Consider the following 24,230-nt stretch of genomic DNA (forward strand, 5'->3'; position numbering starts at 1 on the left):
CGTACTAGTAAGGCGAGGCTGACCTTCGGTCACATCCCGTCGGGTGGTGCGCCTACTACATCCCGTAGAATGCTTTGGTGCGATCTCCCGATTCTCCCGTCCTGTCCATTAAGGGACTCATTAAGGACGTTGGCCCGCTGGCCTCCCTTGACGGCAAGATGCTCCGGGTGGTCAGCGGCGTTTCCCTCGCCGCCGAACCCGGACAGGTCACTGCCCTGCTGGGGGCCAACGGTGCCGGCAAGACCACCACCATCGAATGTGCGCAGGGCCTGCAGCGGCGGTCCGGCGGGACGGTCACCCTGCTGGGCCAGGACCCGGACACCGCAGGGGCGTCACTCCGTTCCCGGGTGGGTGTCATGCTGCAGGACGGCGGGCTGCCGCCGTCGGCCCGTCCCATCCCGCTCCTGAAGCATATCGCCGGGATGTACCGGAATCCATGGCCTGTCGATGAGCTGATCGGACGGCTGGGCATTGACACCTTTAGCCGGACCACCGTCCGGCGCCTTTCGGGCGGGCAGCGCCAGCGGCTTGCCCTGGCTGCGGCCCTGGTGGGAAACCCCGAAGTCCTCTTCCTGGACGAACCAAGCGCAGGACTGGATCCGCAGTCCCGCCAGCTCGTTTTCGAACTGATTTCGGAGCTGCGGGACGCCGGCATGGGAATCATCCTGACGACCCACCTCATGGACGACGCCCAGCGCCTGGCTGATTACGTGTACATCATCGACGCCGGCAGGAACGTGGCCGAAGGAACAGTGGCCCAGCTGCTGATGCGGAACCTGAGCACGGATGCCGCGCAGGAACATGTCCGCACACTGCTTTTCGAGGCCCGGCCCGGACTGGACTTCACGGGCGTGCTGCCTGCCGCCGTCGACGTCCGCGAAACCAGGGCGGGAAGCTACGCCGCTACCGGCGCGCTGACACCGGAAGACCTGGCAGCGCTGACAGCCTGGTGGGCCGCGCACGGCATCATGCCCGGGTCCATGAGCCTGGAGGCACGGAGCCTGGAAGACGTATTTTTGGATATTTCGGGAAGGGAGATCCGATGAGCCGGGTCCTCGGCAGCGCTCCTGCCCCGCTTGTTCGCCGCATTCTGCTGCAGGGCAGGTACGAGGCGCTGACGATGCTGCGGAACGGCGAGCAACTCATCCTTGCAGTCGTCCTGCCGCTGCTTGCCCTGGTGGGCCTGACCGTCACCCCGTTGCTGGACGGCCTGGGCGGCACCCGGGTTGATGTTGCGGTGCCGGGCATCCTCGCTTTGTGCGCCATGTCCACCGCCTTCACCGGCCAGGGCATCTCCACCGGCTTTGACCGGCGCTACGGGGTGCTGCGTTTCCTGTCCACCACTCCCCTGGGCCGGACGGGCCTGATCGCCGGCAAGATCCTGGCAGTCCTGGCAGTCCTGGTCCTCCAGGTGGTGGTGGTGGGCGCGGTGGCGTTTGTGCTCGGCTGGAAGCCGACGACGGCGGGCTGGCTCCCGGCGCTGGTGCTCCTGGTTCTGGGGGCGGCAGCCTTCACAGCCCTGGGGCTGCTGGTGGCGGGTACGGTCCGGCCTGAGGCGACGCTGGCCATCACCAACCTCCTGTGGATCCTGCTCGGAGCCCTGGGCGGCATCGTCCTGCCGGCCGAACGGTTGCCCGGCCCGGCCCGGGAACTGGTGCACTTCCTGCCCTCCGGCGCCTTGGGCGAGGCCCTGAGGGACGCTTTCCTCGCCGGCACCTTCAATGGAGGCGCCACCCTAATCCTGCTGCTTTGGACGGCTATCGCCGGCGCAGCGGCCATTCGTTGGTTCAAGTGGAATTGAGAAAACCGTGAGTACGGCATCGCGCCTCCCCCAAATCCTCGGACGCATGACGTCCAAGCTCCCCGTTACGGTCGACTCGACCGTCCGACGGCTGGCCGTCCTGTCACTGATCGGGCAGACGGTGCTTGTGGTGACCGGCGGCGCGGTCCGCCTCACCGCGTCCGGACTCGGCTGCCCCACCTGGCCCCGCTGCACTGACGTGTCACTGGTCAACACGCCGGAGATGGGCATCCACGGCTTCATCGAATTCGGAAACCGGCTCCTGACGTTCGCCCTGGCCGCAATCGCAGTCCTGATGCTGGTGTACCTGTGGAACCTGCGCAAAGAGCGCCGGGACCTGTTCCTGCTGGCCCTGGGCCTGCTGGCCAGCATCCCGGCACAGGCAGTCATCGGCGGCATTACGGTTCTCACCCAGCTCAACCCCTGGGTTGTGGGTCTGCACTTCCTGGTCTCGATGGCCCTCGTTGTTATCGCCACCCTGCTGGTCAACAGGGTGTACGGCCGTACGGGACGGTTCCCCGCCGTCGGACTTCCCGCCCTCCCGGGAGCCGCACGTCCGGTGATGGCCGCCGTCGCCCTGTTCTCCGCCGTCGCCGTGACCCTTGGCGTGGTGGTGACGGGCGCCGGACCGCACGCGGGCGATGCGGACGCCCCCAGGAACGGCCTTGACTGGGACCTCTTCTCCCACATCCACGCCGTGCCGGCCTATCTCGTCACCGCCGGAGCACTGTTCGGCGTGTTCCTTGTGTTCCGGGACCGGATCCAAGGCCCCTTCCGCACCGCAGTGCTGCTGCTGCTCGGAGTCACTGTGCTGCAGGCGGCCATCGGCTTCACGCAGTATTACAACGGCATTCCCGCCCTGCTGGTGGGCGCCCACATGCTGGGCGCCGCGCTGCTCATGAGCGCCGCCACGAACGCCGCGGACATCGCACGGTTCAGCCCGGCCAAGTAAGAACTGGCGGTGCTGTGGCACGAGGCCGTCACATAAGACGCCTCCCCCTAAGCAGTTCAGCCCCGAGAAGCACCCCGGACCGTAAGGACCGGGGTGCTTCTCTTTGCCCCGCCGCACCTGGCGACGCTCTCTCACTTCCTGGGGTCTTTTCGGCGACGCTCTCTCACTTCCTGCGGTCTTTCGACGACCCTCTCGCACTCATGGCCGGACGACAGAACCCTCCCTCACCTTGGGGTGAGAGAGGGTCCGGGAGAAAGCGGCAGGTAGTGAGAGAGGGTCCGGGGTTGACCGGCGGGAAGTGGAAGTGGGAGAGAAACCTAGCCCATGATGGCTGAACCCACGAAGGGGTCCACGGCCAGTGCAATGAAGAGCAGGGTCAGGTAGCTGATGGAACCGTGGAACACCTTCATGGCTCCCTTGTTGGAGACGTCGCCACCCTGGGCCCGGTTGTACAGGGCGTGCGATTCGTACAGGAACCAGGCGCCGGCGACGACGGCGGTGACGGTATAGACCCAGCCCGCCCCGCCTGCAGGAACCAGCAGCAGCGAGCAGGCAACCATGGCCCACGCGTACAGGACCACCTGGACCGAGACGACCTTTGCACCGGCGATTGCTCCGAGCATCGGCACATTGGCGTTGCGGTAGTCCTCGCCGTAGCGCATGGACAGCGGCCAGTAGTGCGGCGGGGTCCAGAGGAAGATCACCATGAACAGGACGATGGCAGGCCACTCGACCGTGTTGGTCACGGCGGCCCAGGCGATCAGCACCGGGAAGCATCCGGCTGCTCCGCCCCAGACAATGTTCTGGGGCGTGCGGCGCTTAAGGATCATGGTGTAGATGACCACGTAAAAGACGATGGCCCCGAGGCCGAGCCAGGCCGACAGCGGGTTGGCGCCAAACCAGAGGATCGCGATTGCGGCGGCCCCCAGCAGCCAGGAGAACACCAGCGCCTCGCGGGGAGTCACTTCTCCGGTGACGAGGGGGCGGTTCTCGGTCCGGTGCATGAGCTTGTCGATGTCACGGTCGAGGTAGCAGTTGAAGGCGCCCGCACTGCCTGCCGCGAAAGCACCGCCGACAAGCGTGGCCAGGATCAGGCCGATGGAAGGGAATCCGCGCTCGGCGTAGATCATGGTAGGCAGCGTGCTCACGAGGAGCAGTTCAATGACCCGCGGTTTCGTGAGGGCCAGGTACGCCTTGGCTTTGCGGGCTATCCCGATCTTTCCGGGGAGCCGGGAGGCGTTCAGCGGCGTATCTGTTGTGCTCACGGTGGCAGTCACTCTGTTCTGTCTGGCTGTTCAGTCCGGCTGGTTCTCGCAGCGGCGGCGGCCCAAAACGGGCCCGCTCCCTCCGGCGGTGGCCTCCGAATATCATACCGTGGCTCCCGGGCGTCCAAAGCCCCCATGATTCCGCCAGGTTAACCGATCCTCACGGCGCCCGCCGCCCTCGGTGATTCATATAAGGAAAATCAGTCCACTTAGTGAGATACACGCTGACCAGCCCTTGGAATGGGGCTAAGCTGTCTGCAGATCAGCACGCAAGGAATGCCAATGGAATGCGCATTCCCGGAATCTCGAACGCGACTGAATGAAGATCAACGTTTCAATGGTGAACGGCTGGTACTAACCGCAGCGGGCACCAACATGCGTGCCCCCGCTCCGGCCTGTTCGTACCACCTGCCGTCAGCACAGAGAGGGGCCCGGTTTTCGTGCCACATTTGGAAGAGCAAGAACTGTCATGGACCAGTTTGGACCAGCGAGCCGTTGATACGGTCCGCATTCTGGCCGCGGATGCGGTCGAAAAAGTAGGGAACGGCCACCCCGGCACCGCGATGAGCCTTGCACCGGCCGCGTACCTTCTCTTCCAGAAGCTGATGCGCCATGACCCGAAGAACCCGGACTGGATCGGCCGCGACCGGTTCATCCTCTCTCCCGGCCACACGTCACTGACTCTGTACATCCAGCTGTTCCTCTCCGGCTACGGCCTGGAACTCGATGACCTGAAGGCGCTGCGCACCTGGGGTTCGCTGACACCGGGGCACCCGGAGTACAAGCACACCGCCGGTGTGGAGATCACCACCGGCCCGCTGGGCCAGGGCCTGGCCTCCTCGGTCGGGTTCGCATACTCCCAGCGCCGCCAACGCGGCCTGTTCGACGCCGACGCTCCCGCCGGCGAGTCCCCGTTCGACCACACCATCTGGGTCATTGCGTCCGACGGCGACCTCCAGGAAGGCGTGACCTCCGAGGCTTCCTCGCTGGCCGGCCACCAGGAACTCGGCAACCTTGTTGTTGTTTACGACGAGAACCACATCTCCATCGAAGACGACACCGACGTCGCCTTCACCGAGGACGTCCTCAAGCGCTACGAGTCCTACGGCTGGCACGTCCAGCGTGTGGACTGGACCAAGACCGGCGAATACAAGGAAGACGTGCAGGAACTGTACGCCGCCCTGATCGCCGCGAAGGCGGAGACCTCCAAGCCCTCGATCGTGTCGCTGCGCACCATCATCGGCTACCCGGCCCCGAAGAAACAGAACACCGGCAAGATCCACGGCTCGGCCCTGGGTGCCGAGGAAGTCGCGGCACTGAAGAACGTGCTGGGCTTTGACCCCGCAAAGACGTTCGAGGTTGACCAGGACGTGCTGGCCCACGCCCGCGCTGTTGTGGACCGCGGTGCAGCCGCCCGCGCCGAATGGCAGGACTCCTTCGAAGCATGGCAGGCCGGGAACCCGGAGGGTGCAGCCCTTCTGGAACGGGTCGAGGCCCGCAAGCTGCCCGTCGAGCTCGACGGCGCCCTGCCGGTGTTCGAAGCCGGCAAGGATGTCTCCACCCGCGCCGCGTCGGGCAAGGTCCTGAACGCGATCGGCCCGGTCATGCCGGAACTGTGGGGCGGTTCAGCCGACCTCGCGGAGTCCAACAACACCACCATCGAGGGTTCGGCGTCATTTATCCCGGTCTCCCGCTCCACGGATGCGTGGAAGGGCAACCCTTACGGCAGGGTCCTGCACTTCGGCATCCGTGAGCACGCCGCGGCCTCGATCGTGAACGGCATCGCCCTCCACGGGAAGACCCGCGCGTTCTCCGGCACATTCCTGATCTTCTCCGACTACCAGCGCCCGGCCATCCGCCTCGGTGCGCTGATGGGTGTCCCGTCCCTGTACGTCTGGACGCACGACTCCATCGGCCTGGGCGAAGACGGCCCCACCCACCAGCCGGTGGAGCAGCTGGCCTCCCTGCGCGCCATTCCGGGCCTGGACGTTGTCCGCCCCGGTGACGCCAACGAGGTCGCCGCAGCCTGGAAGGTCATGCTCGAAAACCACGAGAACCCGGCCGGCATCGTCCTGACCCGCCAGAACATCCCCACCTACGCCCGCGGCGAAGGCGACGCCGAAGGCGACACCTTCGGTGCTGTCACCGGCGTGGCCAAGGGCGGCTACGTCCTGGCCGAAGCGTCCAAGGACGGCAAGACCGCGGACGCCCAGGTCATCCTGATCGGCACCGGGTCCGAGGTCCAGCTGGCCGTGAACGCCCGCGAAGCCCTCCAGGCCGAAGGCATCCCCACCCGCGTGGTGTCGATGCCGTGCGTCGAGTGGTTCAACAAGCAGGACGCCGCCTACCGCGAGGCCGTCCTCCCGGCCGGCGTCAAGGCACGCGTGTCCGTGGAAGCCGGGCTGGCCCTGGGCTGGAAGGAATTCGTTGGCGACGCCGGCCGTTCCATCAGCCTCGAGCACTTCGGCGCCTCCGCCGACTACAAGCGCCTCTTCCAGGAATTCGGCATCACCGCCGAAGCAGTCACCGCCGCCGCGAAGGAATCCCTCGCAGGTCTCGCCAACTGATCCAACACCACGGTTCCGGGGGACCCAGGTCCCCCGGAACCCATGATTTCCAGGAGTTAATGACATGACTACCCCCACCCAGCAGCTCTCGGACGCCGGCGTCTCGATCTGGCTTGACGACCTCTCCCGCGGCCGCCTGCAGACCGGCACCCTGCGCAAGCTCATCGAAGAGAAGAACGTCGTTGGCGTCACCACCAACCCGTCGATCTTCCACGCCGCCATCACCACCGGCCACGACTACGACACCGTGATCGCAGCCCAGGCAGCGGCCGGCGCCACTGTTGAAGAGACCGTCTTCGAAATCACCACCACCGACGTTGCCGACGCCTGCGACCTGTTCGCGCCCGTCGCCGCCGCAACCAAGGGTGTTGACGGCCGCGTGTCCATCGAAGTGGACCCCCGCCTCGCCTGGGACACCGCCGGCACCATCGCCGAAGCGAAGCACCTCTACAAGAAGGTCAACAAGGACAACGTCCTGATCAAGATCCCGGCAACCCTCGAAGGCCTCGAAGCCATCACGGCCACCCTGGCTGAGGGCATCAGCGTCAACGTCACCCTGATCTTCTCGCTGGAGCGCTACCGCGCCGTCATCAACGCCTTCCAGTCCGGCCTGGAGCAGGCCAAGGGCAACGGCCACGACCTCTCCAAGATCCACTCGGTCGCGTCCTTCTTCGTCTCCCGCGTGGACGCCGAAATCGACAAGCGCCTCGACGCCGTCGGCACCGACGAGGCCAAGGCACTCAAGGGCAAGGCCGGACTGGCCAACGCCCGCCTGGCCTACCAGGTCTACGAAGAGCTCTTCTCCACCGAACGCTGGGGCTTGCTGGCCGAAGCCGGCGCCCTGCCGCAGCGTCCGCTGTGGGCCTCCACCGGCGTCAAGGACCCGGCCTACCCGGACACCCTCTACGTCACGGAGCTCGTCGCACCCGGCGTGGTCAACACCATGCCGGAGAAGACCCTCGATGCCACCTTTGACCACGGCGTCGTCACCGGCGACACCGTCACCCGCGGCTACGACGACGCAAATGCGACGCTGAACGCCCTCGACGCACTGGGAATCTCCTACAACGAGGTCGTGGCGCTGCTTGAGTCGGAAGGCCTGGACAAGTTCGTGGCCAGCTGGAAGGAACTGCTGGGTGACGTCGAAGGCGCCCTGGCCTCTGCACGGAAGGCTTCCTAACCCATCATGAGCACACTCAGCTACGACGCCACCGGCGCAGCCCGCGAGGCACTTGAGCAGCACCTCCCAGCACTGCTGGAAGACCGCATTGCCACCCGGATTTTCGCGAAGGACCATACCCTGTGGGGTCCGGACGCCGAACAGGAATCCGCTATCCGGCTGGGCTGGGTGGAGGCGGCCACCGTCTCCCAGCCGCTGGTCAGCGGCATCCTGGAACTCCGCGATGCACTGAAGGCCGAAGGCGTAACGCGTATTGTCCTTTGCGGCATGGGCGGCTCCTCGCTGGCACCTGAGGTCATCGCGGGCACCGCTGGCGTCGAGCTGACTGTGCTTGACAGCACCGACCCGGAGCAGGTCAGTGCTGCATTGGTGGACCGCCTTGCCGAAACCGCGATTGTGGTTTCGTCCAAGTCAGGATCCACCGTGGAGACCGATTCCCAGCGTCGGATCTTCGAGCAGGCCTTCACCGACGCCGGCATCGATGCCAAGAGCCGCATCGTGATCGTCACCGATCCCGGCTCACCGTTGGACAAGGCCTCACGGGAGGCGGGCTACCGCGCCGTCTTCAACGCCGACCCCAACGTCGGCGGCCGCTTCTCGGCACTGACCGCCTTCGGACTGGTCCCCTGCGGCCTGGCCGGAGTGGACATCCAGGCGTTCCTGGATGAAGCCGAAGAGGCAGCCGAAATCCTCAACGAGGACGCACCCGAGAACATCGGCCTCGCCCTGGGAGCGGCCCTTGGCGGCACCAGCCCGCTGCGCAACAAGATCGTCATTGCGGAAGACGGATCCGGCATCGTCGGCTTCGCCGACTGGGCAGAACAGCTCATCGCCGAATCCACCGGCAAGCTCGGCACCGGCGTCCTGCCCGTCGTGGCCGGTCCGTCGGCACCGGAGGTCACTTCGGGTGCCGCTGACATCCTGGTGGTGCGCCTGGTCGCGGCCGACGCCGACGACGTGCAGCTCGGCGAAAACGAGGTTGCCATTGCCGGCGGCCTGGCCACGCAGATGATGGTATGGGAATTCGCCACGGCGGTGGCCGGCCGGCTTCTGGGCATCAACCCGTACGACCAGCCGGACGTGGAGGCCGCCAAGATTGCGGCCCGCGGCCTGCTGGACGCACAGCCCGAGCCGACCCCCGCCAATTTCGTCGACGGCGCCATCGAGGTCCGCGGCGGCGACTGGCTGGGTGACGCCTCCACGGCGTCCGCGGCCGTCTCCGCTCTGCTCTCGCAGCTTGCCGACGACAGCTACCTCAGCGTCCAGGCGTACTTCGACCGGCTCGCATACGCCCCGTTCGAAGGGGTCCGCGACCAGCTCGCGGCAGCCACCGGGCGTCCGGTGACGTTCGGCTGGGGCCCGCGCTTCCTCCACTCCACCGGCCAGTTCCACAAGGGCGGACCCGCCATCGGCGTGTTCCTGCAGGTAACTGCCGACTCCCCCACGGACCTGTCCATCCCGGAGCGGCCGTTCACGTTCGGTGAACTGATCTCGGCGCAGGCAGCCGGCGACGCGCAGGTTCTCACCGAACACGGCCGTCCCGTCCTCCGCCTGCACCTCACGGACCGCGCTGCCGGCGTCAAGCAGCTGCAGGACATTGTTTCAGAGCTCGCCGGCCAGGCAGCATCCCACACTGAAAGCTAAGGCACCGAAGCAACCATGCCAGAAACTGAAATCGGCAGCAGGAAATCTGCTGGGCGGGGCCGCAACCCGCTGAGGGACCCGCGGGACCGCCGGCTTAACCGCATTGCCGGGCCCTCCTCGCTGGTCCTCTTCGGAGTGACCGGCGACCTCGCCCGCAAGAAGCTCATGCCTGCCGTGTATGACCTGGCGAACCGGGGGCTGTTGCCGCCGAGTTTTGCCCTGGTGGGCTTCGCCCGGCGGCAGTGGGAGAACGAGGACTTCGCCGCCGAGGTCAAGGCGGCCGTGATGGCCTACGCCAGGACCCCGTTTGACGAAGCGGTCTGGAACCAGCTGTCGGAGGGCATCCGGTTTGTCCAGGGCGAGTTCGACGACGATGACGCCTTTGAGCGGCTCGGCGACACGATCGATGAACTGGACGAGCAGCGCGGAACGCGGGGGAACCACGCGTTCTACCTCTCGATCCCGCCGAAGGCGTTCGAGCAGGTTTGCCGGCAGCTGTCCAAGCATGGCCTGGCGCAGGCCGAGGGTGATAAGTGGCGGCGGGTGGTGATCGAAAAGCCGTTCGGGCACGACCTCGAGTCGGCCCGGCAGCTGAACGACATCGTGGAGTCCGTGTTCCCGCCGGATGCGGTGTTCCGGATCGATCATTACCTGGGCAAGGAAACGGTCCAGAACATCCTGGCGCTGCGGTTCGCGAACCAGCTGTTCGAACCGTTGTGGAACGCGAACTACGTGGACCATGTCCAGATCACCATGGCCGAGGACATCGGCACCGGCGGCCGGGCCGGGTACTACGACGGTGTGGGCGCGGCCCGCGACGTCATCCAGAACCACCTGCTCCAGCTCCTGGCGCTCACGGCGATGGAGGAACCCATTTCCTTCAACGCCGATGACCTGCGGGCCGAGAAGGAAAAGGTCCTGGCCGCGGTCAAGCTCCCGGACGACCTGTCCACGCACTCGGCGCGCGGGCAGTTCGCCGGCGGCTGGCAGGGCGGGGAGCAGGTGCTCGGGTACCTGGAGGAGGAAGGCATTCCCGCCGACTCCACGACGGAAACCTATGCCGCGGTCCGGGTGGACATCCACACCCGGCGCTGGGCCGGGGTGCCGTTCTACCTGCGTGCCGGCAAACGCCTTGGACGCAGGGTGACGGAAATCGCCGTCGTATTCAAGCGCGCCCCCAACCTGCTCTTCCGCGACCACGGGGAGGATGACTTCGGCCAGAACGCCGTGGTGATCCGGGTCCAGCCCGATGAGGGCGCAACGATCCGGTTCGGGTCCAAGGTCCCGGGCACGCAGATGGAAGTCCGCGACGTGACGATGGACTTCGGCTACGGCCACTCGTTCACCGAATCGTCCCCGGAAGCCTATGAGCGGCTGATCCTGGACGTGCTCCTCGGTGAGCCGCCGCTGTTCCCGCGGCACCAGGAAGTGGAACTGTCCTGGAAGATCCTGGATCCCTTTGAAGAGTACTGGGCCAGCCTGGGCGAACAGCCCGAGCCCTACGCCCCCGGAAGCTGGGGGCCCGCCTCGGCCGATGAGCTGCTGGCCCGTGACGGACGAACCTGGAGAAGGCCATGATCGTAGATCTTCCCGATACAACAACCTCAGCCATCTCCAAGAAGATCATGTCCCTGCGCGAGCAGGGCGGCGTGATCGCGCTCGGACGGGTGCTGACCCTCGTGGTCGTCACCAAGTCCGGGCTCGAAGAGGAGGCCATCGAAGCGGCCAACGAAGCCAGCCGGGAACACCCCTGCCGGATCATCGTCCTGGCCGACGCCGGAGCCCAGGCCCCGACACGCCTGGACGCGCAGATCCGGGTGGGCGGCGACGCCGGTGCCTCCGAAGTGATCGTGCTGCGGGGATACGGCGAGCTCGCCGAGGAAAGCGAATCCCTCGTCGCGGCGCTGCTGCTCCCGGACGCCCCGATCGTGGCCTGGTGGCCGCACGGTGCGCCGAAGAGCGCATGTGAGACCTCCATCGGCCGGATAGCGCACCGCCGGATCACCGACTCGGCCAACGAGGAGGACCCGCAAAAGGCGCTCGATAACATCCGCAACACCTACAAGGCCGGCGACACCGACCTCGCCTGGACCCGCCTGACCAACTGGCGGATCCAGCTCGCGGCAGTGCTGGACCAGGTGGATTCCTCACCCGTGACGGCCGTCGCCGTCGAGGGCGCCTCGGACTCCCCCAGCACCCTCCTGCTGGCAGCCTGGCTGACACTGGCCCTGGACGCGCCCGTGACCATCGTGGCCGACCCCGCCGGAACCGGGATCCGCCGCGTCCGGCTCAGCCGCGCCAGCGGCGACGTCCAGCTCTTCCGACCCGGCCTGTCCGTAGCGGAACTGACCCAGCCGGGCCAGCCGGCGCAGCGCATCTCGCTGCCGCGCCGCAGCCTGCGGGACTGCCTCGCCGAAGAACTCCGCCGCCTGGATCCCGACGAAGTGTTCGGTGAAGTGATTACTATTGGACTGCCCCGTACAAATCTAAGGAGTGTCCGTCCCAGTGAGCGCTGATCCCAGAGTAAGCATCCACCCCGACTCATCCGTATTGATGGCGGCCATCGCAGCGCGGCTCATCACCAAGCTCGTGGACGTCCAGGACAAACACGGTGAGGCGACGGTGGTGCTTACAGGCGGCACTGTGGGGATCGGAACGCTCAAGGCGGTGGCCGACTCCGCGGCGGCTCCGGCCGTGAACTGGTCCAAGGTGAATTTCTGGTGGGGCGACGAGCGATTCGTCGGCGGCACCGACAACGACCGGAACACGCTCCAGGCCCGTGAGGCCCTGCTGTCCCGCATAGCGGTTGACCCGGAACGGGTGCACGAACCGGGTTCAACGGACGACTTCGCCACGCCGGAGGAGGCTGCCGCTGACTATGCGCGCCGCCTTGCCGAGGCAGCCGCGGCGGAGCATGCTGCGGACATGTCCGATGACCGTCCCGAGAACCCGGGGGCACTTCCCCGGTTCGACGTGGTCCTTCTTGGTGTGGGTCCGGATGCCCACGTGGCTTCGTTGTTCCCTGAGCAGGCAGGCATCAGGGAAAAGGAGCTCACGGTTGTGGGGGTCCGGAATTCGCCGAAACCGCCGCCCGAACGGATTTCCTTGACCCTCCGTGCCATCAACACGGCCAGCGAAGTCTGGATGGTTGTTGCGGGCGAGGACAAGGCCGGCGCCGTGGGGCTCGCCCTGGCCGGCGCCAACCCGGTTCAGGTTCCGGCGGCAGGGCCGGCCGGACGGTCACAGACGCTGTGGCTGATCGATGAGAATGCAGCCGCAAGGGTTCCCGAGCAGCTAGTCCGTAAAGGTCCCGCGGGCTCTTAGCCGCTCCAGCGCTCCAGCCAGCACGTCTTCGGCGTCCTGGCTGGAGCGCCGCTCTTTAACGTACTCGAGGTGGCTCTTGTAGCCCTCCTCCGCATGATGCGGGAGCTCGACCCGGGTCTCGTCCCGCGATGCCAGGCCTCCGCAGCGGCGGCAGTCCCAGACCGCCGGTATCTGGTCTTCCGGGAGCTTAATGAAAACTGGCCGCGTCTCGTGTCCCTTGGCGCACCAATAGGAAACACGAATACGCGGCAAGCGTTCACCGACGACGTCGTTTGGCTGAATTTTGGGGGCCGACCCCTCGGACGCCCCCACACGGGTTCCCCGGAACCCTGAAGCAGCATGCACCATCGGGAACTCCTGGCTACTCGACTGACCGGTATTTGGACACCAACAGCCACAGTGTAATTCGGAGTTCCCGACGGCGGCAGGGCCGTTAGTACCGGGAATGTGTAAATTCCTTGAAAATTCCCGGTCCCGATTTCGTCCGGAAAAGCGGCTGCTAGGAGTCGCCGCCGCCGGAGAAGCGCATCAGCAGGCCGAGCGCGATAATAACAACGCCCCAGGTGACGCCGAGGATGATCGTGAACCTGTTGAGGTTGCGCTCGGCCACGCCGGACGAGCTCAGGCCAGAGCTCATGCCGCCGCCGAACATGTCCGACAGACCGCCGCCCCGTCCCTTGTGGAGCAGGATGAGCAGCGTCAGCAGGAGGCTGGTGATGCCCAGGAGGATCTGCAGAATGACATGAAGAACGTCCACGACGGCCTTTCAGAAGTTGATGATTGCGGGGGTCACGCCTGTGTCCGGACTAATCCGTCAGCAGGTGACTCTCGAACCTGACAATATTAGCAAACTCCGCGGGATCGAGGCTGGCCCCGCCCACCAACACGCCGTCGACGTCGCGTTCGTTGAGGATGGCCGCGGCGTTGTTGGCCTTGACCGAACCGCCGTAGAGCAGGCGGACCTTGGCGGCTACCTCGTCACCGAAGAGGCTGACGAGTTCGGCGCGGATGGCTGCGCACATTTCCTGGGCGTCCTGCGGTCCGGCAACCTCACCGGTGCCAATGGCCCAGACGGGTTCGTAGGCGACCACGAGTTCAGCAGCTTCTTCAGCGCCAAGGCCCTCAACGTCGGCACGGAGCTGGTCCAGGGTGTGCTGGACATGCGTTCCGGCCTGTCGGATTTCGAGGCCCTCGCCGACGCAGAGCACCGGGGTGACGCCGTGGCGGAAGGCGGCCTTCACCTTGGCGTTCAGGACTTCGTCGGACTCGTTGTGGATGGTGCGCCGTTCGCTGTGGCCCACCAGGACGTACTTGCAGCCCAGCTTGTTGAGGAACTGGCCGCTGATGTCACCGGTGTAGGCACCCGAATCGAACTGCGACAGGTCCTGGCCGCCGTAGACAACCTCCAGTTCGTCACCCTGAACCAGGGTCTGGACGCCGCGGAGGTCGGTGAAGGGCGGGAAGACGGCAACTTCCGCGCGGCTGTAGTCATGCTTGGCATCGGACAGGGTCCAGGCCAGCTTCTGCAGCAGGGTGATGCCCTGGACGTGGTCCATGTTCATCTTCCAGTTGCCGGCGATGAGGGGCGTGCGGTCGAACTTGCCGTTCGTTGACGTTGTCACGTGTTCTCCAAAAAGTGCTTGTCCAAAAAAGGGGCTGGTGATGGAAACAGCCGGCAGGGCCCCGGCTATTTCAGCGGGGCGCCCTGCCGGCTGGAGGATCTAGCGGTCCAGGACGCTGAGTCCCGGCAGTTCCTTGCCTTCGAGGTACTCCAGGCTGGCGCCGCCACCCGTGGAGATGTGGCCGAACTGGTCGTCAGCGAAGCCCAGCGTACGGACGGCGGCTGCGGAATCGCCGCCGCCCACCACAGTGAAGGCATCCGCTTCAGTAAGCGCCTGCGCGATGGCACGGGTGCCGCCGGCAAATGCTTCGAATTCGAAGACACCCATGGGGCCGTTCCAGAACACGGTCTTGGCACCCTTGATCCGGCTGGCGAAGGCTGCTGCCGATTCGGGTCCGATGTCCAGGCCGATGCCCTGTGCGCCGAAGCTGCTGCTCTCGATAGCGTCAGCGCTGACCGTCTCGTGGTCGGCGTCCGCTGCGAACTTGGCCGCGACTAAAACGTCCGTGGGCACAACGAACTCGGTGCCTGCGTCCGCCGCCCGTTTCAGGTAGTCCTGCACCACGGGGATCTGGTCTTCTTCCAGCAGGCTGCCGGCCACTTTGTGACCCTCGGCCGCGAGGAAGGTGAACAGCATTCCGCCGCCTACCAGGATGGTGTCCGCTTTGCCGATCAGGTTGTCAATGACGGCAAGCTTGTCCGAGACTTTTGAACCGCCGAGCACGACGACGTAGGGCCGCTGGGTCTCCGTGGTGAGCTTGCGCAGCACCTCGACCTCGGTGTGCACGAGGTCGCCCTGGTACGACGGCAGCCGCGTGGCGACGTCGTACACGCTGGCGTGCTTGCGGTGGACGGCGCCGAAGGCGTCATCCACAAACGCGCCGTTATCCCCGGTCAATGCCACCAGTTCGTCCGCGAAGGCGCCGCGTTCGGCGTCGTCCTTGCTGGTCTCACGGGCATCGAAACGGACGTTTTCAAGAACCAGCGCTTCGCCGTCCTGCAGCGAAGCGGCAAGCTCCTTGGCCGAAGCACCAACGGTGTCCCCGGCCAGGGCGACCTTGAAGGACGCCAGCTCAGCCAGCCGCGTCACGGCGGGCTTGAGGGAGTATTTTTCTTCCGGGGCGCCCTTGGGGCGGCCGAGGTGGGCTGTGACCAGCACGCGGGCACCGGCGTCCGTGAGCTTCGTCAGTACTGGCAGGGAGGCCTTGATGCGGCCGTCGTCAGTCACTTCAGAGCCGTCGAGCGGCACATTCAGGTCACTTCTGACCAGAATGTACCGCCCGCGGACACCATCAGCGATCAGTTCGTTGAGGGTGTGGAATGTCATGTGTCTAACCCTAGCCCAGCTTGGATGCGACGAGCTCCGTGAGGTCGACAAGGCGGTTCGAGTAGCCCCATTCGTTGTCATACCAGGAAACAACCTTGACCTGGTTGCCGATGACCTTGGTCAAACCGGAGTCAAAGATCGACGACGCCGGGTCGCCGACGATGTCGGAGGAGACGATCGGCTCATCCGTGTAGGTCAGGAAGCCCTGGAGTGCCTCGGACTCGGACGCCTTCTTCAGCGCTGCGTTGACTTCCTCAACGGTGGTCTCGCGGGAAACGGTGACCGTGAGGTCCGTCGCGGAACCGGTGGGGACGGGAACACGGATGGCGTAGCCGTCCAGCTTGCCCTTGAGTTCCGGAAGGACCAGGCCGATTGCCTTGGCCGCGCCGGTGGAGGTGGGGACCATGTTGATGGCAGCGGCGCGGGCACGGCGGAGGTCGTTGTGCGGGCCGTCCTGCAGGTTCTGGTCGGCGGTGTAGGCGTGGACGGTGGTCATCAGGCCACGCTCGATGCCGAACTCGTCGTTGACCACCTTGGCCAGCGGGCCGAGGCAGTTGGTGGTGCAGGAAGCGTTGGAGATGATGTGGTGCTTGGCGTTGTCGTACAGCTCGTGGTTCACGCCCATCACGATGGTGATGTCCTCGTCAGAGGCCGGGGCGGAGATCAGGACCTTCTTGGCGCCGGCGTCGATGTGCTTCTTCGCGGCAGCAGCCTTGGTGAAGAAACCGGTGGACTCGATGACGATGTCAACACCCAGCTCGCCCCAGGGGAGGTTGGCGGGATCGCGTTCGGCAAGGACCTTGACGACGTTGCCGTTGACGACGATGTTGCCGTCCTTGACCTCGATGGTCTCCTTCAGGCGGCCGCCTACGGAGTCGTACTTGAAGAGGTGGGCCAGCGCCTCGGGGCTGGTGAGGTCGTTGACTGCAACGATCTCGAGGTCAGCGCCCTGTGCGAGTGCTGCGCGGAAGTAGTTGCGGCCGATACGGCCAAAGCCGTTGATACCAATACGGGTCGTCACTTTTTCAGTCTCCTTGGTGCTTGTAGAAGCACAACTAGTTGAGCGGGCGTTCAAGCCAACTAACAGATCCCGCACGCCATTGGGCAGAGATGATTACCAGATCGGAGGGCGACCAGCCACATTGCTGAAGGCTAACCGCCTTCCGTGATCCATCTTACGTTTAAGTAGGTCGACCCCCGCAAGTGCGGGGGCCGTCCTTCCACGATTCGGTCCTAAACGGCCTGAATGTGAAGTTTGTTACAGGTGGGTGTCGTGCCTGTCACGCTTAGAGGGTGATGAGGCCCGTGGCGTTCTTGCGTGCACCGTCGAAGCGCTTGGCGACGTCGGCCCAGTTCACGATGTTCCAGAATGCCTTGACGTAGTCAGCCTTGACGTTGACGTAGTCCAGGTAGAAGGCGTGCTCCCACATGTCGAGCATGAGCAGCGGCGTGGTGCCGAGTGCAACGTTGCCCTGCTGGTCGTACAGCTGCTCGATGACGAGGTTTCCGCCGATGGGCTCGTAGGCGAGGAAGCCCCAGCCCGAACCCTGCAGGCCGAGCGCGGCAGCGCTGAACTGCGCACGGAAGGCGTCGAAGGAACCGAAGGCATCGTCGATGGCCGCGGCCAGTTCACCCTCGGGCTTGTCGCCGCCGTCCGGGGACAGGTTGTTCCAGAACACGGAGTGGTTGACGTGGCCGCCGGTGTGGAAAGCCAGGTCCTTCGAAAGGCGGTTGATGTTGGCGAAGTCGCCCTTTTCGCGTGCCTCAGCCAGCTGTGCCAGCGCGTTGTTGGCGCCGGCCACGTAGGCAGCGTGGTGCTTGCTGTGGTGCAGCTCCATGATGCGGGCGGAGATGTGGGGCTCCAGCGCTGCATAGTCGTAGCTAAGTTCAGGCAGTACGTACTCGGTCACAAAATCCTCCATTGTCGTGGACGGGTTGTCCGGTTTGCTAACTCTCGGATTGTGCATCCGGATGACTGGTCACCCGGAAATTTAGCGGGTTTCCGTTACCCGGTCTTGATTCTAGGGGTGCCGTTACTCGTCCAGCATTTCCGGCGTCACATTGGCCTCGGTCCCGGGAATCCCCAGGTCCAGGGCGCGCTTGTCCGCCATCGCCAGGAGCCTGCGGATCCTGCCGGCAATGGCGTCCTTGGTCATGGGCGGGTCCGCCAGCCGGCCGAGTTCGTCCAGGCTGGCCTGCTTGTGCGCAACACGCAGTTCACCGGCGTATTTCAGGTGGTCCGGAACATCGTCACCGAGGATCTCCAAAGCGCGGTCCACCCTGGCCCCGGCGGCAACAGCGGCCTGCGCCGAGCGGCGCAGGTTCGCGTCATCGAAGTTGGCCAGCCTGTTGGCCGTGGCCCGCACCTCTTTGCGCATGCGGCGTTCTTCCCAGACCATCAAGGCGTCGTGCGCGCCCATTCGGGTGAGCAGGGCGGCGATGGTGTCGCCGTCCCGGATCACCACGCGGTCCACTCCCCTGACTTCGCGGGCCTTGGCCTGGATGCCCAGGCGGCGGGCCGCCCCAACCAGCGCCAGCGCCGATTCGGGTCCGGGACACGTCACTTCCATCGCGGAGGAGCGTCCGGGTTCCGTCAGCGAGCCGTGGGCAAGGAACGCCCCGCGCCACACGGCTTCCGCGTCGGCGGCGGAGCCGTTGACCACTGCCGAGGGCAGCCCCCGCACGGGACGGCCGCGGGCGTCCAGCAGCCCGGTCTGGCGGGCGAGTGCTTCGCCGTCCCGCACCACGCGGACCACATACCGGTTGCCGCGGCGGAGCCCGCCGCCGGAGACGACGATGATCTCGCTCTGGTGGCCGTAGACCTCCGCGATGGCAGCCCGGAGCCGGCGCGCCGTGGACGCGAGGTCCACCTCGGCTTCGATGACGATCCGGCCCGAAATGATGTGGAGTCCGCCGGCGAATCGCAGCATTGCGGAGACTTCAGCCTTGCGGACCGAGGACTTCTTAATGTCCAGGCGGGACAGTTCTTCCTTGACTGATGATGTCAGTGCCATGGCACCTTCCTAACTGTTCCCGAAAATATCGTGGTACGCCGTTGCCAGACGCAGGGGGTCGTGGATCGGACGGCGGCTCGACGCCCCTACTTTACCCAACACAACCTCGGCACCGAGCATCCCGGCGGCCCGCTTGAACTCCTCGACGTCCGGCACGGACACGGGGTCCGCGAGCACGACGTCGATGCTGAAGTCGGGCGCATAGCTGCGCAGCACATGCAGGTGGTCGGCGGCGGACATGCCGGAGGTCTCTTTGGTGTCCGTGGCCAGGTTCATGGTGAGGCACCGCCTCGCGGGCGTATCGGACAGCGCCTGGCGCATCTCGGGCAGCAGCAGGTGCGGCAGCACGGACGTGTACCAGGACCCCGGGCCGAGGATGACCCAGTCAGCCAGTTCGATGGCCGTCAGGGCTTCGACGCAGGCATGGGCCGATTCCGGCAGGAGCCGGACGCTCTCCAGCGAACCCGCCACCGCGCACTTGGCCTGGCCCCTGACCGTTTCCAGGGTGGACGTCCCGTCCGGACCGGGAACCCGGACTTCGCCCTCGATCGTCAGCGGCTCGCTGGACATGGGCAGGACCTGTCCGCGGGCACCGAGCAGCGCTCCGGCCCACTTCAGGCCGCCGACGGTGTCGCCGAGCAGCTCCCAGAGGGTGACGATAAGCAGGTTGCCCATGGCGTGGTCGTCGAGGGAACCGCCGCGGCCTGCACCCGGCTTGAAGCGGTGCTGCATGACATCCCGCCAGGTCCGGCCCCAGTCGGTGTCGTCACACAGGGCCGTCAGTGCCATCCGGAGGTCTCCGGGCGGGAGGACGCCGTACTCCTCGCGCAGGCGGCCGGAGGACCCGCCGTCGTCCGCTACTGTGACGATGGCGGTCAGGTCGGAGGTGAGCAGGCGAAGGGCGGACAGCGAAGCGGAGAGCCCGTGGCCCCCGCCGAGGGCGACGACGGACGGCCCTTTGTCCAACTGCCCGCCGATGGTCCCCCCGGCCGGCGGAACCAGGGGCAGCGGCCCGGTAAGCAGTCCCATTACTCCCGGCCCAGATCCCGGTGCGTGGTGGTCACGGTGACCCGGGGGTACTGTGCGAGCTTCTTTGACAGTTCCATGGCGACCGCAACCGACCGGTGCTTGCCGCCGGTGCAGCCCACGGCGATGGTGGCGTAGTGCTTGTTCTCCCGGCGGTAGCCGTCCAGGACGGGTTCGATCGCCAGGACGTAGCGGTCCACGAAGCTTTTGACCCCCTCGGCCTCAAGGACGTAATCGCTGACGTCCTTGTCCAGGCCGGTGTGCGGGCGGAGCTGCGGAACCCAGTGCGGGTTCGGGATGAAGCGCGCGTCCACCACGAAGTTCGCATCCACCGGCAGGCCGTACTTGAAGCCGAAGCTCATGACGTTGAGCCGAAGGGCCACGGGGCCGGTTTCGCTGAAGAGCTCGGTGATGGCGGTGGCCAGTGCGTGGACGTTGAACTCGGACGTGTCGAGCACAATGTCCGCGGAATCGCGGAGTTCATGCAGCAGCTCCCGCTCCGCGGCGATGCCGTCGAGGATCCGCCCGCCTTCCTGGAGCGGGTGCGGACGGCGGCCCTGCTCGAAGCGCCGGACCAGGACGTCGTCGTTGGCGTCCAGGAACAGGACGCGGAACATGACACCGCTCGCCTCAAGGGTCTTCAGCGCGGTCCGGATATCAGTGAACAGCGCCTTGCTGCGGACGTCCACCACCACAGCGAGCTTGGGAATGGACTGCGGGGCGTGGGACACGAGCTCAGCCAGGGTGCCGAGCATCTGCGGCGGAAGATTTTCCACCACGTACCAGCCGTGGTCCTCAAGGGCGTCCGCAGCGGTACTGCGGCCTGCCCCGGACATACCCGTCACCACGAGCAGCTCCGCTTCAACGGGCCTGACGGGCGTCATGCCGTCCTGTTCCGCTTCGGATCCTGCCGTTGACTCTGCCATGAGCAATGCCCCATTCCTGCTGTGTAATTCGACGCAACCGCGCGTTCCGCTTCAGGTCCTTACCCTAGCTAAGTTTCAATGATTTCGCCGGTGGTCATGTTGATTGCCGGCACTTCCGTACCCGAGGCCGCGGCACCGCTGCTGAAATGGCTGACGATGGCGTCAGCCAGCGAGGGTCCGATGCCCTTGACCGTGGCCAGTTCCGCCGCACTCGCTGTGCGGATGCTCTTGACGGAACCGAACTGTGCCAGCAGTGCTTTGCGCTTGGCCTCGCCCAGGCCGGGAACGCTGTCCAGGGCCGAAACCGTCATGGCCTTGCCGCGCTTCTGGCGGTGGAAGGTAATGGCGAAGCGGTGGGCTTCATCGCGGATGCGCTGGAGCAGGTAGAGGCCTTCGGACGTCCTGGGCAGGATCACCGGGAAATCACTGTCCGGGAGCCAGACCTCTTCAAGGCGCTTGGCCAGCCCAACCACGTAGACGTCCTCGATCCCGAGCTCTGCCAGGGCACGCGCTGCCGCATTGACCTGGGGCTTGCCGCCGTCCACCACCACCAGGTTGGGCGGATAGGCGAATTTTGCGCGCGGGGCGGGGGTGGTGGTGTCCTGCATGGAAGCGACGGCCAGGGCCTCAGGCGCGGCCTGGTGGCCGGGAAGTTTCGCTGCTTCCGCCTGCGCCTCCTGCTCCTGGAGGTAGTTCCGGAATCGCCTGGTGAGAACATCGTGCATGGCTGCGGTGTCGTCCGTGGCTGCGGCGCCGGTGATGGAGAATTTGCGGTAGTCGGACTTCTTGGGAAGGCCGTCTTCCACCACCACCATGGAGGCCACCACGTTGGTCCCCTGCACGTGCGAGATGTCGAAGCACTCGATGCGGAGCAGCGCCACAGGAAGGTCCAGGGCTTCCTGGAGTTCCTGCAGGGCCAGGGAACGGTTGGTCAGGTCTCCGGCCCGGCGCGACTTGTGCAGCTTCAGAGCATGCTCGGCGTTTTCCCGCACTGTGGACATGAGCGCTGCCTTGTCGCCGCGGCGCGGGACCCGGATGTCCACCTTCGCGCCCCGCAGCCCGGCGAGCCACTGGGCGAGTTCAGCGGCGTTGCTCGGCTCTTCGGGCACCAGGACTTCGCGGGGCATCCGCCCCTGCGTTTCGCCTTCTTCGCCGTAGACCTGCTGGAGCAGGTGCTCCACGAGGTCCGGCGTCGTGAAGTCTTCGACCTTCTCCACCACCCAGCCGCGCTGGCCGCGGACGCGCCCGCCCCGGACGTGGAACACCTGAACGGCCGCTTCCAGCTCATCCTCATGCAGCGCGAAGATGTCGGCGTCAGTGTCCTCCGCGAGAACCACGGCGTTGCGTTCGAAGACCTTCCGGAGGGCGATGATGTCGTCCCGGACCCGTGCGGCACGCTCGTAGTCAAGCTCGGCAACAGCCGCAGCCATGTCCTTTTCCAGCCGCCCGATGAAGCGCTTGGCTTCGCCGCCCATGAACGAGCAGAAGTCCTCCGCCAGTGCCCGGTGTTCCTCCGGCGTCACCCGGCCGACACACGGCGCGGAGCATTTGTCGATGTAGCCGAGCAGGCAGGGCCGCCCGCTCGCCTGCGCCCGCTTCAGGACGCCGGGGCTGCAGCTGCGGACCGGGAAGACGCGCAGCAGCGTATCCATGGTTTCGCGGATGGCTCCGGCCGTGTACGGGCCGAAGTAGCGGGTGCCCTTGCGGCGTTCCCCGCGCAGCACCTGCACGCGGGGGAACTTCTCCCCCATCGTGACGGCAAGGTACGGGTAGGTTTTGTCATCGCGGAAGACGACATTAAACCGGGGCTTGAATTCCTTGATCCAGGTGTACTCCAGCTGGAGCGACTCAAGCTCACTTCCGACGACGGTCCACTCCACGCTGCTGGCAGCGTGGACCATGGCGTACGTCTTGGGCAGCAGTCCTCCGGGATTGGCGAAGTACGAATTCAGGCGGGACCGCAGGCTTTTGGCCTTGCCGACATAGATGACTCGGCCGTGCGGATCCCGGAAGCGGTACACGCCCGGGTTGGTTGGAATCTCACCCGTTTGGGGTCGGTAACTAGCTGGATCTGCCACGATTCAAGTCTACTGACGCTGCAGGGGTCTTCCGGACAAGAGAACTCCCCTGCAGTGATCTTTCCGCCGTCAGGCTTACTCCGTCAGGCTTACGCCCGGAGGCCGGGCCAGGGCCCGCGGTCCGAGGGGCTACTCCGCGACCTTGCTCTGGTTGTAGCTGGTGGAACGCTCCTGGCCGCTGAGCTCTGCAATGGCGTCCATGATGCGGTCCGTGACCTGGCGCCGGGCCGGCAGTGAGTGGTCCGGTCCGGTCTTTTCGAAGTACAGCGGCTCGCCCACTTTCATGGTGAAGTGCTGCGGCTTCACGCCGTTCTGCCCGGCGGGCTGGAGGTTCTCGGTACCGATGAGGCCGACCGGAATGACGGGGGCCCCGGTGGTCAGGGCCAGCCAGCCGACTCCCGTGCGGCCGCGGTAGAGGATGCCGTCCCTGGACCGCGTGCCTTCCGGGTAGATGCCGATGCCTTTCCCGGCCTCGAGGATGTCCAGCAGCGTCTTGAGCGCAGCCACGCTCGCAGCCTGCTCCCCGCGCTCCACCGGGATGGAGCCTACGGATTCGAAGAAGGACTTCATGACCTTCCCCTTCACGCCTCCCGTGGTGAAGTATTCGGCCTTGGCGAAGAAGGCCACCGGACGTGGCATGAGCGCCTGCACGATCACGCTGTCCAGGAAGGAGAGGTGGTTTGGCGCCACGATGAACGGGCCCTCTTTGGGAACGTTCTCCAGCCCGATGACAGTGGGACGGCAGGTTCCGGAGATCAAGGTGCGGGTGGTCCAGCGGATTGCATCAAACAGTGCCATCGTTGCGCACCTCGCTTAGGGCTGCGGCGCGTACGGCGTCCATGCTTTCAACCGCCGCGACGAGGTCTGTTGTGGAGTGCACGATAGTCACGGCGCCCGCCTCATGAAGCTCGCCGTCGGGAGCGAATCCCCAGCTGACGCCGATGCAGTCCAGGCCGTTCGCCATGGCGCCGGCTACGTCCTGGGCGCGGTCCCCCACCATGACGGCGTGTTGCGTGCGGAGATCCGACATGGCGGCGGCGATAATTTCGGTCTTTCCGCGCGGGGCGTTGGTGTGGGCGGCCTCATCGGCCGCCGAACCGCGGATGAAGCGGAAGGAAGCGGCGATGCCGTGGTGTTCCAGCACGATCCGTGCCAGCCCTTCCGGCTTCTGCGTGGCGACGGCAATCGGACGGCCCGCGGCGGCGTAGCCTTCGACGACTTCCTGGATCCCGGGGTACAAGCGACTCTGGGCGATGCCGGTCTCGAGGTAGTGCGCCCGGTACAGGCGGATGACCTCCGCCAGCTGCTCCTGCGGAACTCCCGCGATATGAAGGAGGGAGTCGCTGAGCTTCGGACCGATCATCGCGTCCAGTTGGGCCTGGGCCGGGACCCTGATGCCGAGTTGGGTAAGGGCCGCGGAGATTCCGCCCGTTATTCCCCCCGCCGGATCGACAAGAGTGCCGTCCAGGTCGAAGATCACGGGCACTGTTGAAAGGGTCACCGGC

The 24,230-nt window shown here is 65.9% G+C and carries 22 protein-coding genes; 9 read left to right on the top strand and 13 right to left on the bottom strand.

Features of this window, described 5'->3' with window-relative positions:
- The first annotated feature begins 77 nt into the window (after positions 1 to 77).
- Genes AC6JAC_RS11670 through AC6JAC_RS11680 form a run of 3 tightly spaced genes read left to right on the top strand, consistent with a single transcriptional unit; the run spans position 78 to position 2,753 of the window.
- On the top strand, positions 78 to 1,046 hold the full coding sequence (locus AC6JAC_RS11670) for an ABC transporter ATP-binding protein (RefSeq protein ID WP_454698621.1): 969 nt from the start codon (positions 78 to 80) through the stop codon (positions 1,044 to 1,046).
- On the top strand, positions 1,043 to 1,801 hold the full coding sequence (locus AC6JAC_RS11675; RefSeq protein WP_497964780.1) for an ABC transporter permease: 759 nt from the start codon (positions 1,043 to 1,045) through the stop codon (positions 1,799 to 1,801). The genes AC6JAC_RS11670 and AC6JAC_RS11675 overlap by 4 nt, the downstream gene beginning before the upstream one ends.
- Before the next feature lie 7 nt (positions 1,802 to 1,808).
- Entirely contained in the window at positions 1,809 to 2,753 is a 945-nt protein-coding gene (locus tag AC6JAC_RS11680; protein ID WP_028269289.1) for a COX15/CtaA family protein, read from the top strand.
- A 317-nt stretch (positions 2,754 to 3,070) separates the two neighbouring features.
- Here AC6JAC_RS11680 and AC6JAC_RS11685 read toward each other — a convergent pair whose 3' ends face one another.
- Entirely contained in the window at positions 3,071 to 4,030 is a 960-nt protein-coding gene (locus tag AC6JAC_RS11685) for a heme o synthase (RefSeq protein ID WP_497964782.1), read from the bottom strand.
- Between the two features lie 437 nt (positions 4,031 to 4,467).
- On the opposite strand from AC6JAC_RS11685, the gene tkt reads away from it, so the two are divergent.
- The 6 genes from tkt to pgl all read left to right on the top strand — a co-directional run bounded on the left by tkt (position 4,468) and on the right by pgl (position 12,733).
- Entirely contained in the window at positions 4,468 to 6,585 is a 2,118-nt protein-coding gene (gene tkt, locus AC6JAC_RS11690) for a transketolase (RefSeq protein WP_497964783.1), read from the top strand.
- A 64-nt stretch (positions 6,586 to 6,649) separates the two neighbouring features.
- Positions 6,650 to 7,765, top strand: a complete 1,116-nt coding sequence (gene tal, locus AC6JAC_RS11695) for a transaldolase (RefSeq protein ID WP_347898493.1) — start codon at positions 6,650 to 6,652, stop codon at positions 7,763 to 7,765.
- Between the two features lie 6 nt (positions 7,766 to 7,771).
- A complete protein-coding gene (locus AC6JAC_RS11700) occupies positions 7,772 to 9,409 on the top strand; it encodes a glucose-6-phosphate isomerase (RefSeq protein ID WP_028269293.1) in 1,638 nt (545 codons plus the stop codon).
- A 15-nt stretch (positions 9,410 to 9,424) separates the two neighbouring features.
- Positions 9,425 to 10,987 (top strand): glucose-6-phosphate dehydrogenase, encoded by a 1,563-nt coding sequence (zwf, locus tag AC6JAC_RS11705; RefSeq protein ID WP_028269294.1) that lies wholly within the window; start codon positions 9,425 to 9,427, stop codon positions 10,985 to 10,987.
- The gene (locus AC6JAC_RS11710; RefSeq protein ID WP_028269295.1) at positions 10,984 to 11,925 is read left to right on the top strand and encodes a glucose-6-phosphate dehydrogenase assembly protein OpcA; all 942 of its coding nucleotides are present in this window, start codon (positions 10,984 to 10,986) and stop codon (positions 11,923 to 11,925) included. Before zwf ends, AC6JAC_RS11710 begins: the two co-directional genes overlap by 4 nt.
- A complete protein-coding gene (pgl, locus tag AC6JAC_RS11715; RefSeq protein WP_028269296.1) occupies positions 11,915 to 12,733 on the top strand; it encodes a 6-phosphogluconolactonase in 819 nt (272 codons plus the stop codon). The genes AC6JAC_RS11710 and pgl overlap by 11 nt, the downstream gene beginning before the upstream one ends.
- Here the strand turns inward: pgl and AC6JAC_RS11720 are convergent.
- From AC6JAC_RS11720 to AC6JAC_RS11775, 12 genes are all read right to left on the bottom strand, one after another.
- Positions 12,704 to 13,081, bottom strand: coding sequence for an RNA polymerase-binding protein RbpA (locus AC6JAC_RS11720; protein ID WP_028269297.1), 378 nt, complete (start codon positions 13,079 to 13,081; stop codon positions 12,704 to 12,706). The two genes, pgl and AC6JAC_RS11720, sit on opposite strands and share 30 nt — an antisense overlap.
- A gap of 151 nt (positions 13,082 to 13,232) precedes the next feature.
- On the bottom strand, positions 13,233 to 13,490 hold the full coding sequence (gene secG / locus AC6JAC_RS11725; protein WP_028269298.1) for a preprotein translocase subunit SecG: 258 nt from the start codon (positions 13,488 to 13,490) through the stop codon (positions 13,233 to 13,235).
- Between the two features lie 49 nt (positions 13,491 to 13,539).
- Positions 13,540 to 14,355 carry a triose-phosphate isomerase gene (gene tpiA / locus AC6JAC_RS11730; protein WP_028269299.1) on the bottom strand — a complete coding sequence of 272 codons (816 nt, stop codon included), beginning with the start codon at positions 14,353 to 14,355 and terminating at the stop codon, positions 13,540 to 13,542.
- Between the two features lie 99 nt (positions 14,356 to 14,454).
- Entirely contained in the window at positions 14,455 to 15,681 is a 1,227-nt protein-coding gene (locus tag AC6JAC_RS11735) for a phosphoglycerate kinase (RefSeq protein WP_497964787.1), read from the bottom strand.
- A gap of 10 nt (positions 15,682 to 15,691) precedes the next feature.
- The gene (gap, locus tag AC6JAC_RS11740) at positions 15,692 to 16,702 is read right to left on the bottom strand and encodes a type I glyceraldehyde-3-phosphate dehydrogenase (protein ID WP_028269301.1); all 1,011 of its coding nucleotides are present in this window, start codon (positions 16,700 to 16,702) and stop codon (positions 15,692 to 15,694) included.
- 265 nt (positions 16,703 to 16,967) lie between these two features.
- Positions 16,968 to 17,591 (bottom strand): superoxide dismutase, encoded by a 624-nt coding sequence (locus tag AC6JAC_RS11745; RefSeq protein WP_028269302.1) that lies wholly within the window; start codon positions 17,589 to 17,591, stop codon positions 16,968 to 16,970.
- Between the two features lie 123 nt (positions 17,592 to 17,714).
- On the bottom strand, positions 17,715 to 18,695 hold the full coding sequence (gene whiA / locus AC6JAC_RS11750) for a DNA-binding protein WhiA (RefSeq protein ID WP_011691931.1): 981 nt from the start codon (positions 18,693 to 18,695) through the stop codon (positions 17,715 to 17,717).
- A gap of 9 nt (positions 18,696 to 18,704) precedes the next feature.
- The gene (locus tag AC6JAC_RS11755; RefSeq protein ID WP_028269303.1) at positions 18,705 to 19,724 is read right to left on the bottom strand and encodes a gluconeogenesis factor YvcK family protein; all 1,020 of its coding nucleotides are present in this window, start codon (positions 19,722 to 19,724) and stop codon (positions 18,705 to 18,707) included.
- The gene (gene rapZ / locus AC6JAC_RS11760) at positions 19,724 to 20,647 is read right to left on the bottom strand and encodes an RNase adapter RapZ (RefSeq protein ID WP_028269304.1); all 924 of its coding nucleotides are present in this window, start codon (positions 20,645 to 20,647) and stop codon (positions 19,724 to 19,726) included. Before rapZ ends, AC6JAC_RS11755 begins: the two co-directional genes overlap by 1 nt.
- Positions 20,648 to 20,715: 68 nt before the next feature.
- Positions 20,716 to 22,725: an excinuclease ABC subunit UvrC gene (gene uvrC / locus AC6JAC_RS11765; RefSeq protein ID WP_497964790.1), complete on the bottom strand. Its 2,010-nt coding sequence runs from the start codon at positions 22,723 to 22,725 to the stop codon at positions 20,716 to 20,718.
- 129 nt (positions 22,726 to 22,854) lie between these two features.
- Positions 22,855 to 23,523, bottom strand: a complete 669-nt coding sequence (locus AC6JAC_RS11770) for a lysophospholipid acyltransferase family protein (protein WP_347898483.1) — start codon at positions 23,521 to 23,523, stop codon at positions 22,855 to 22,857.
- Entirely contained in the window at positions 23,510 to 24,226 is a 717-nt protein-coding gene (locus AC6JAC_RS11775) for an HAD hydrolase-like protein (protein ID WP_028269307.1), read from the bottom strand. The genes AC6JAC_RS11770 and AC6JAC_RS11775 overlap by 14 nt, the downstream gene beginning before the upstream one ends.
- Positions 24,227 to 24,230 lie beyond the last annotated feature (4 nt).

The sequence above is a fragment of the Arthrobacter sp. KUASC02 genome (assembly GCF_059739395.1).

Excerpts from the sequence above, each read along its gene's own strand:
- AC6JAC_RS11755 (WP_028269303.1), bottom strand. The coding sequence starts at position 19,724 with ATGGGACTGCTTACCGGGCCGCTGCCCCTGGTTCCGCCGGCCGGGGGG.
- AC6JAC_RS11710 (WP_028269295.1), top strand. The coding sequence starts at position 10,984 with ATGATCGTAGATCTTCCCGATACAACAACCTCAGCCATCTCCAAGAAG.
- rapZ (WP_028269304.1), bottom strand. The coding sequence starts at position 20,647 with ATGGCAGAGTCAACGGCAGGATCCGAAGCGGAACAGGACGGCATGACG.
- AC6JAC_RS11770 (WP_347898483.1), bottom strand. The coding sequence starts at position 23,523 with ATGGCACTGTTTGATGCAATCCGCTGGACCACCCGCACCTTGATCTCC.
- AC6JAC_RS11720 (WP_028269297.1), bottom strand. The coding sequence starts at position 13,081 with ATGGTGCATGCTGCTTCAGGGTTCCGGGGAACCCGTGTGGGGGCGTCC.
- AC6JAC_RS11735 (WP_497964787.1), bottom strand. The coding sequence starts at position 15,681 with ATGACATTCCACACCCTCAACGAACTGATCGCTGATGGTGTCCGCGGG.
- whiA (WP_011691931.1), bottom strand. The coding sequence starts at position 18,695 with ATGGCACTGACATCATCAGTCAAGGAAGAACTGTCCCGCCTGGACATT.
- AC6JAC_RS11700 (WP_028269293.1), top strand. The coding sequence starts at position 7,772 with ATGAGCACACTCAGCTACGACGCCACCGGCGCAGCCCGCGAGGCACTT.
- AC6JAC_RS11675 (WP_497964780.1), top strand. The coding sequence starts at position 1,043 with ATGAGCCGGGTCCTCGGCAGCGCTCCTGCCCCGCTTGTTCGCCGCATT.
- tal (WP_347898493.1), top strand. The coding sequence starts at position 6,650 with ATGACTACCCCCACCCAGCAGCTCTCGGACGCCGGCGTCTCGATCTGG.
- zwf (WP_028269294.1), top strand. The coding sequence starts at position 9,425 with ATGCCAGAAACTGAAATCGGCAGCAGGAAATCTGCTGGGCGGGGCCGC.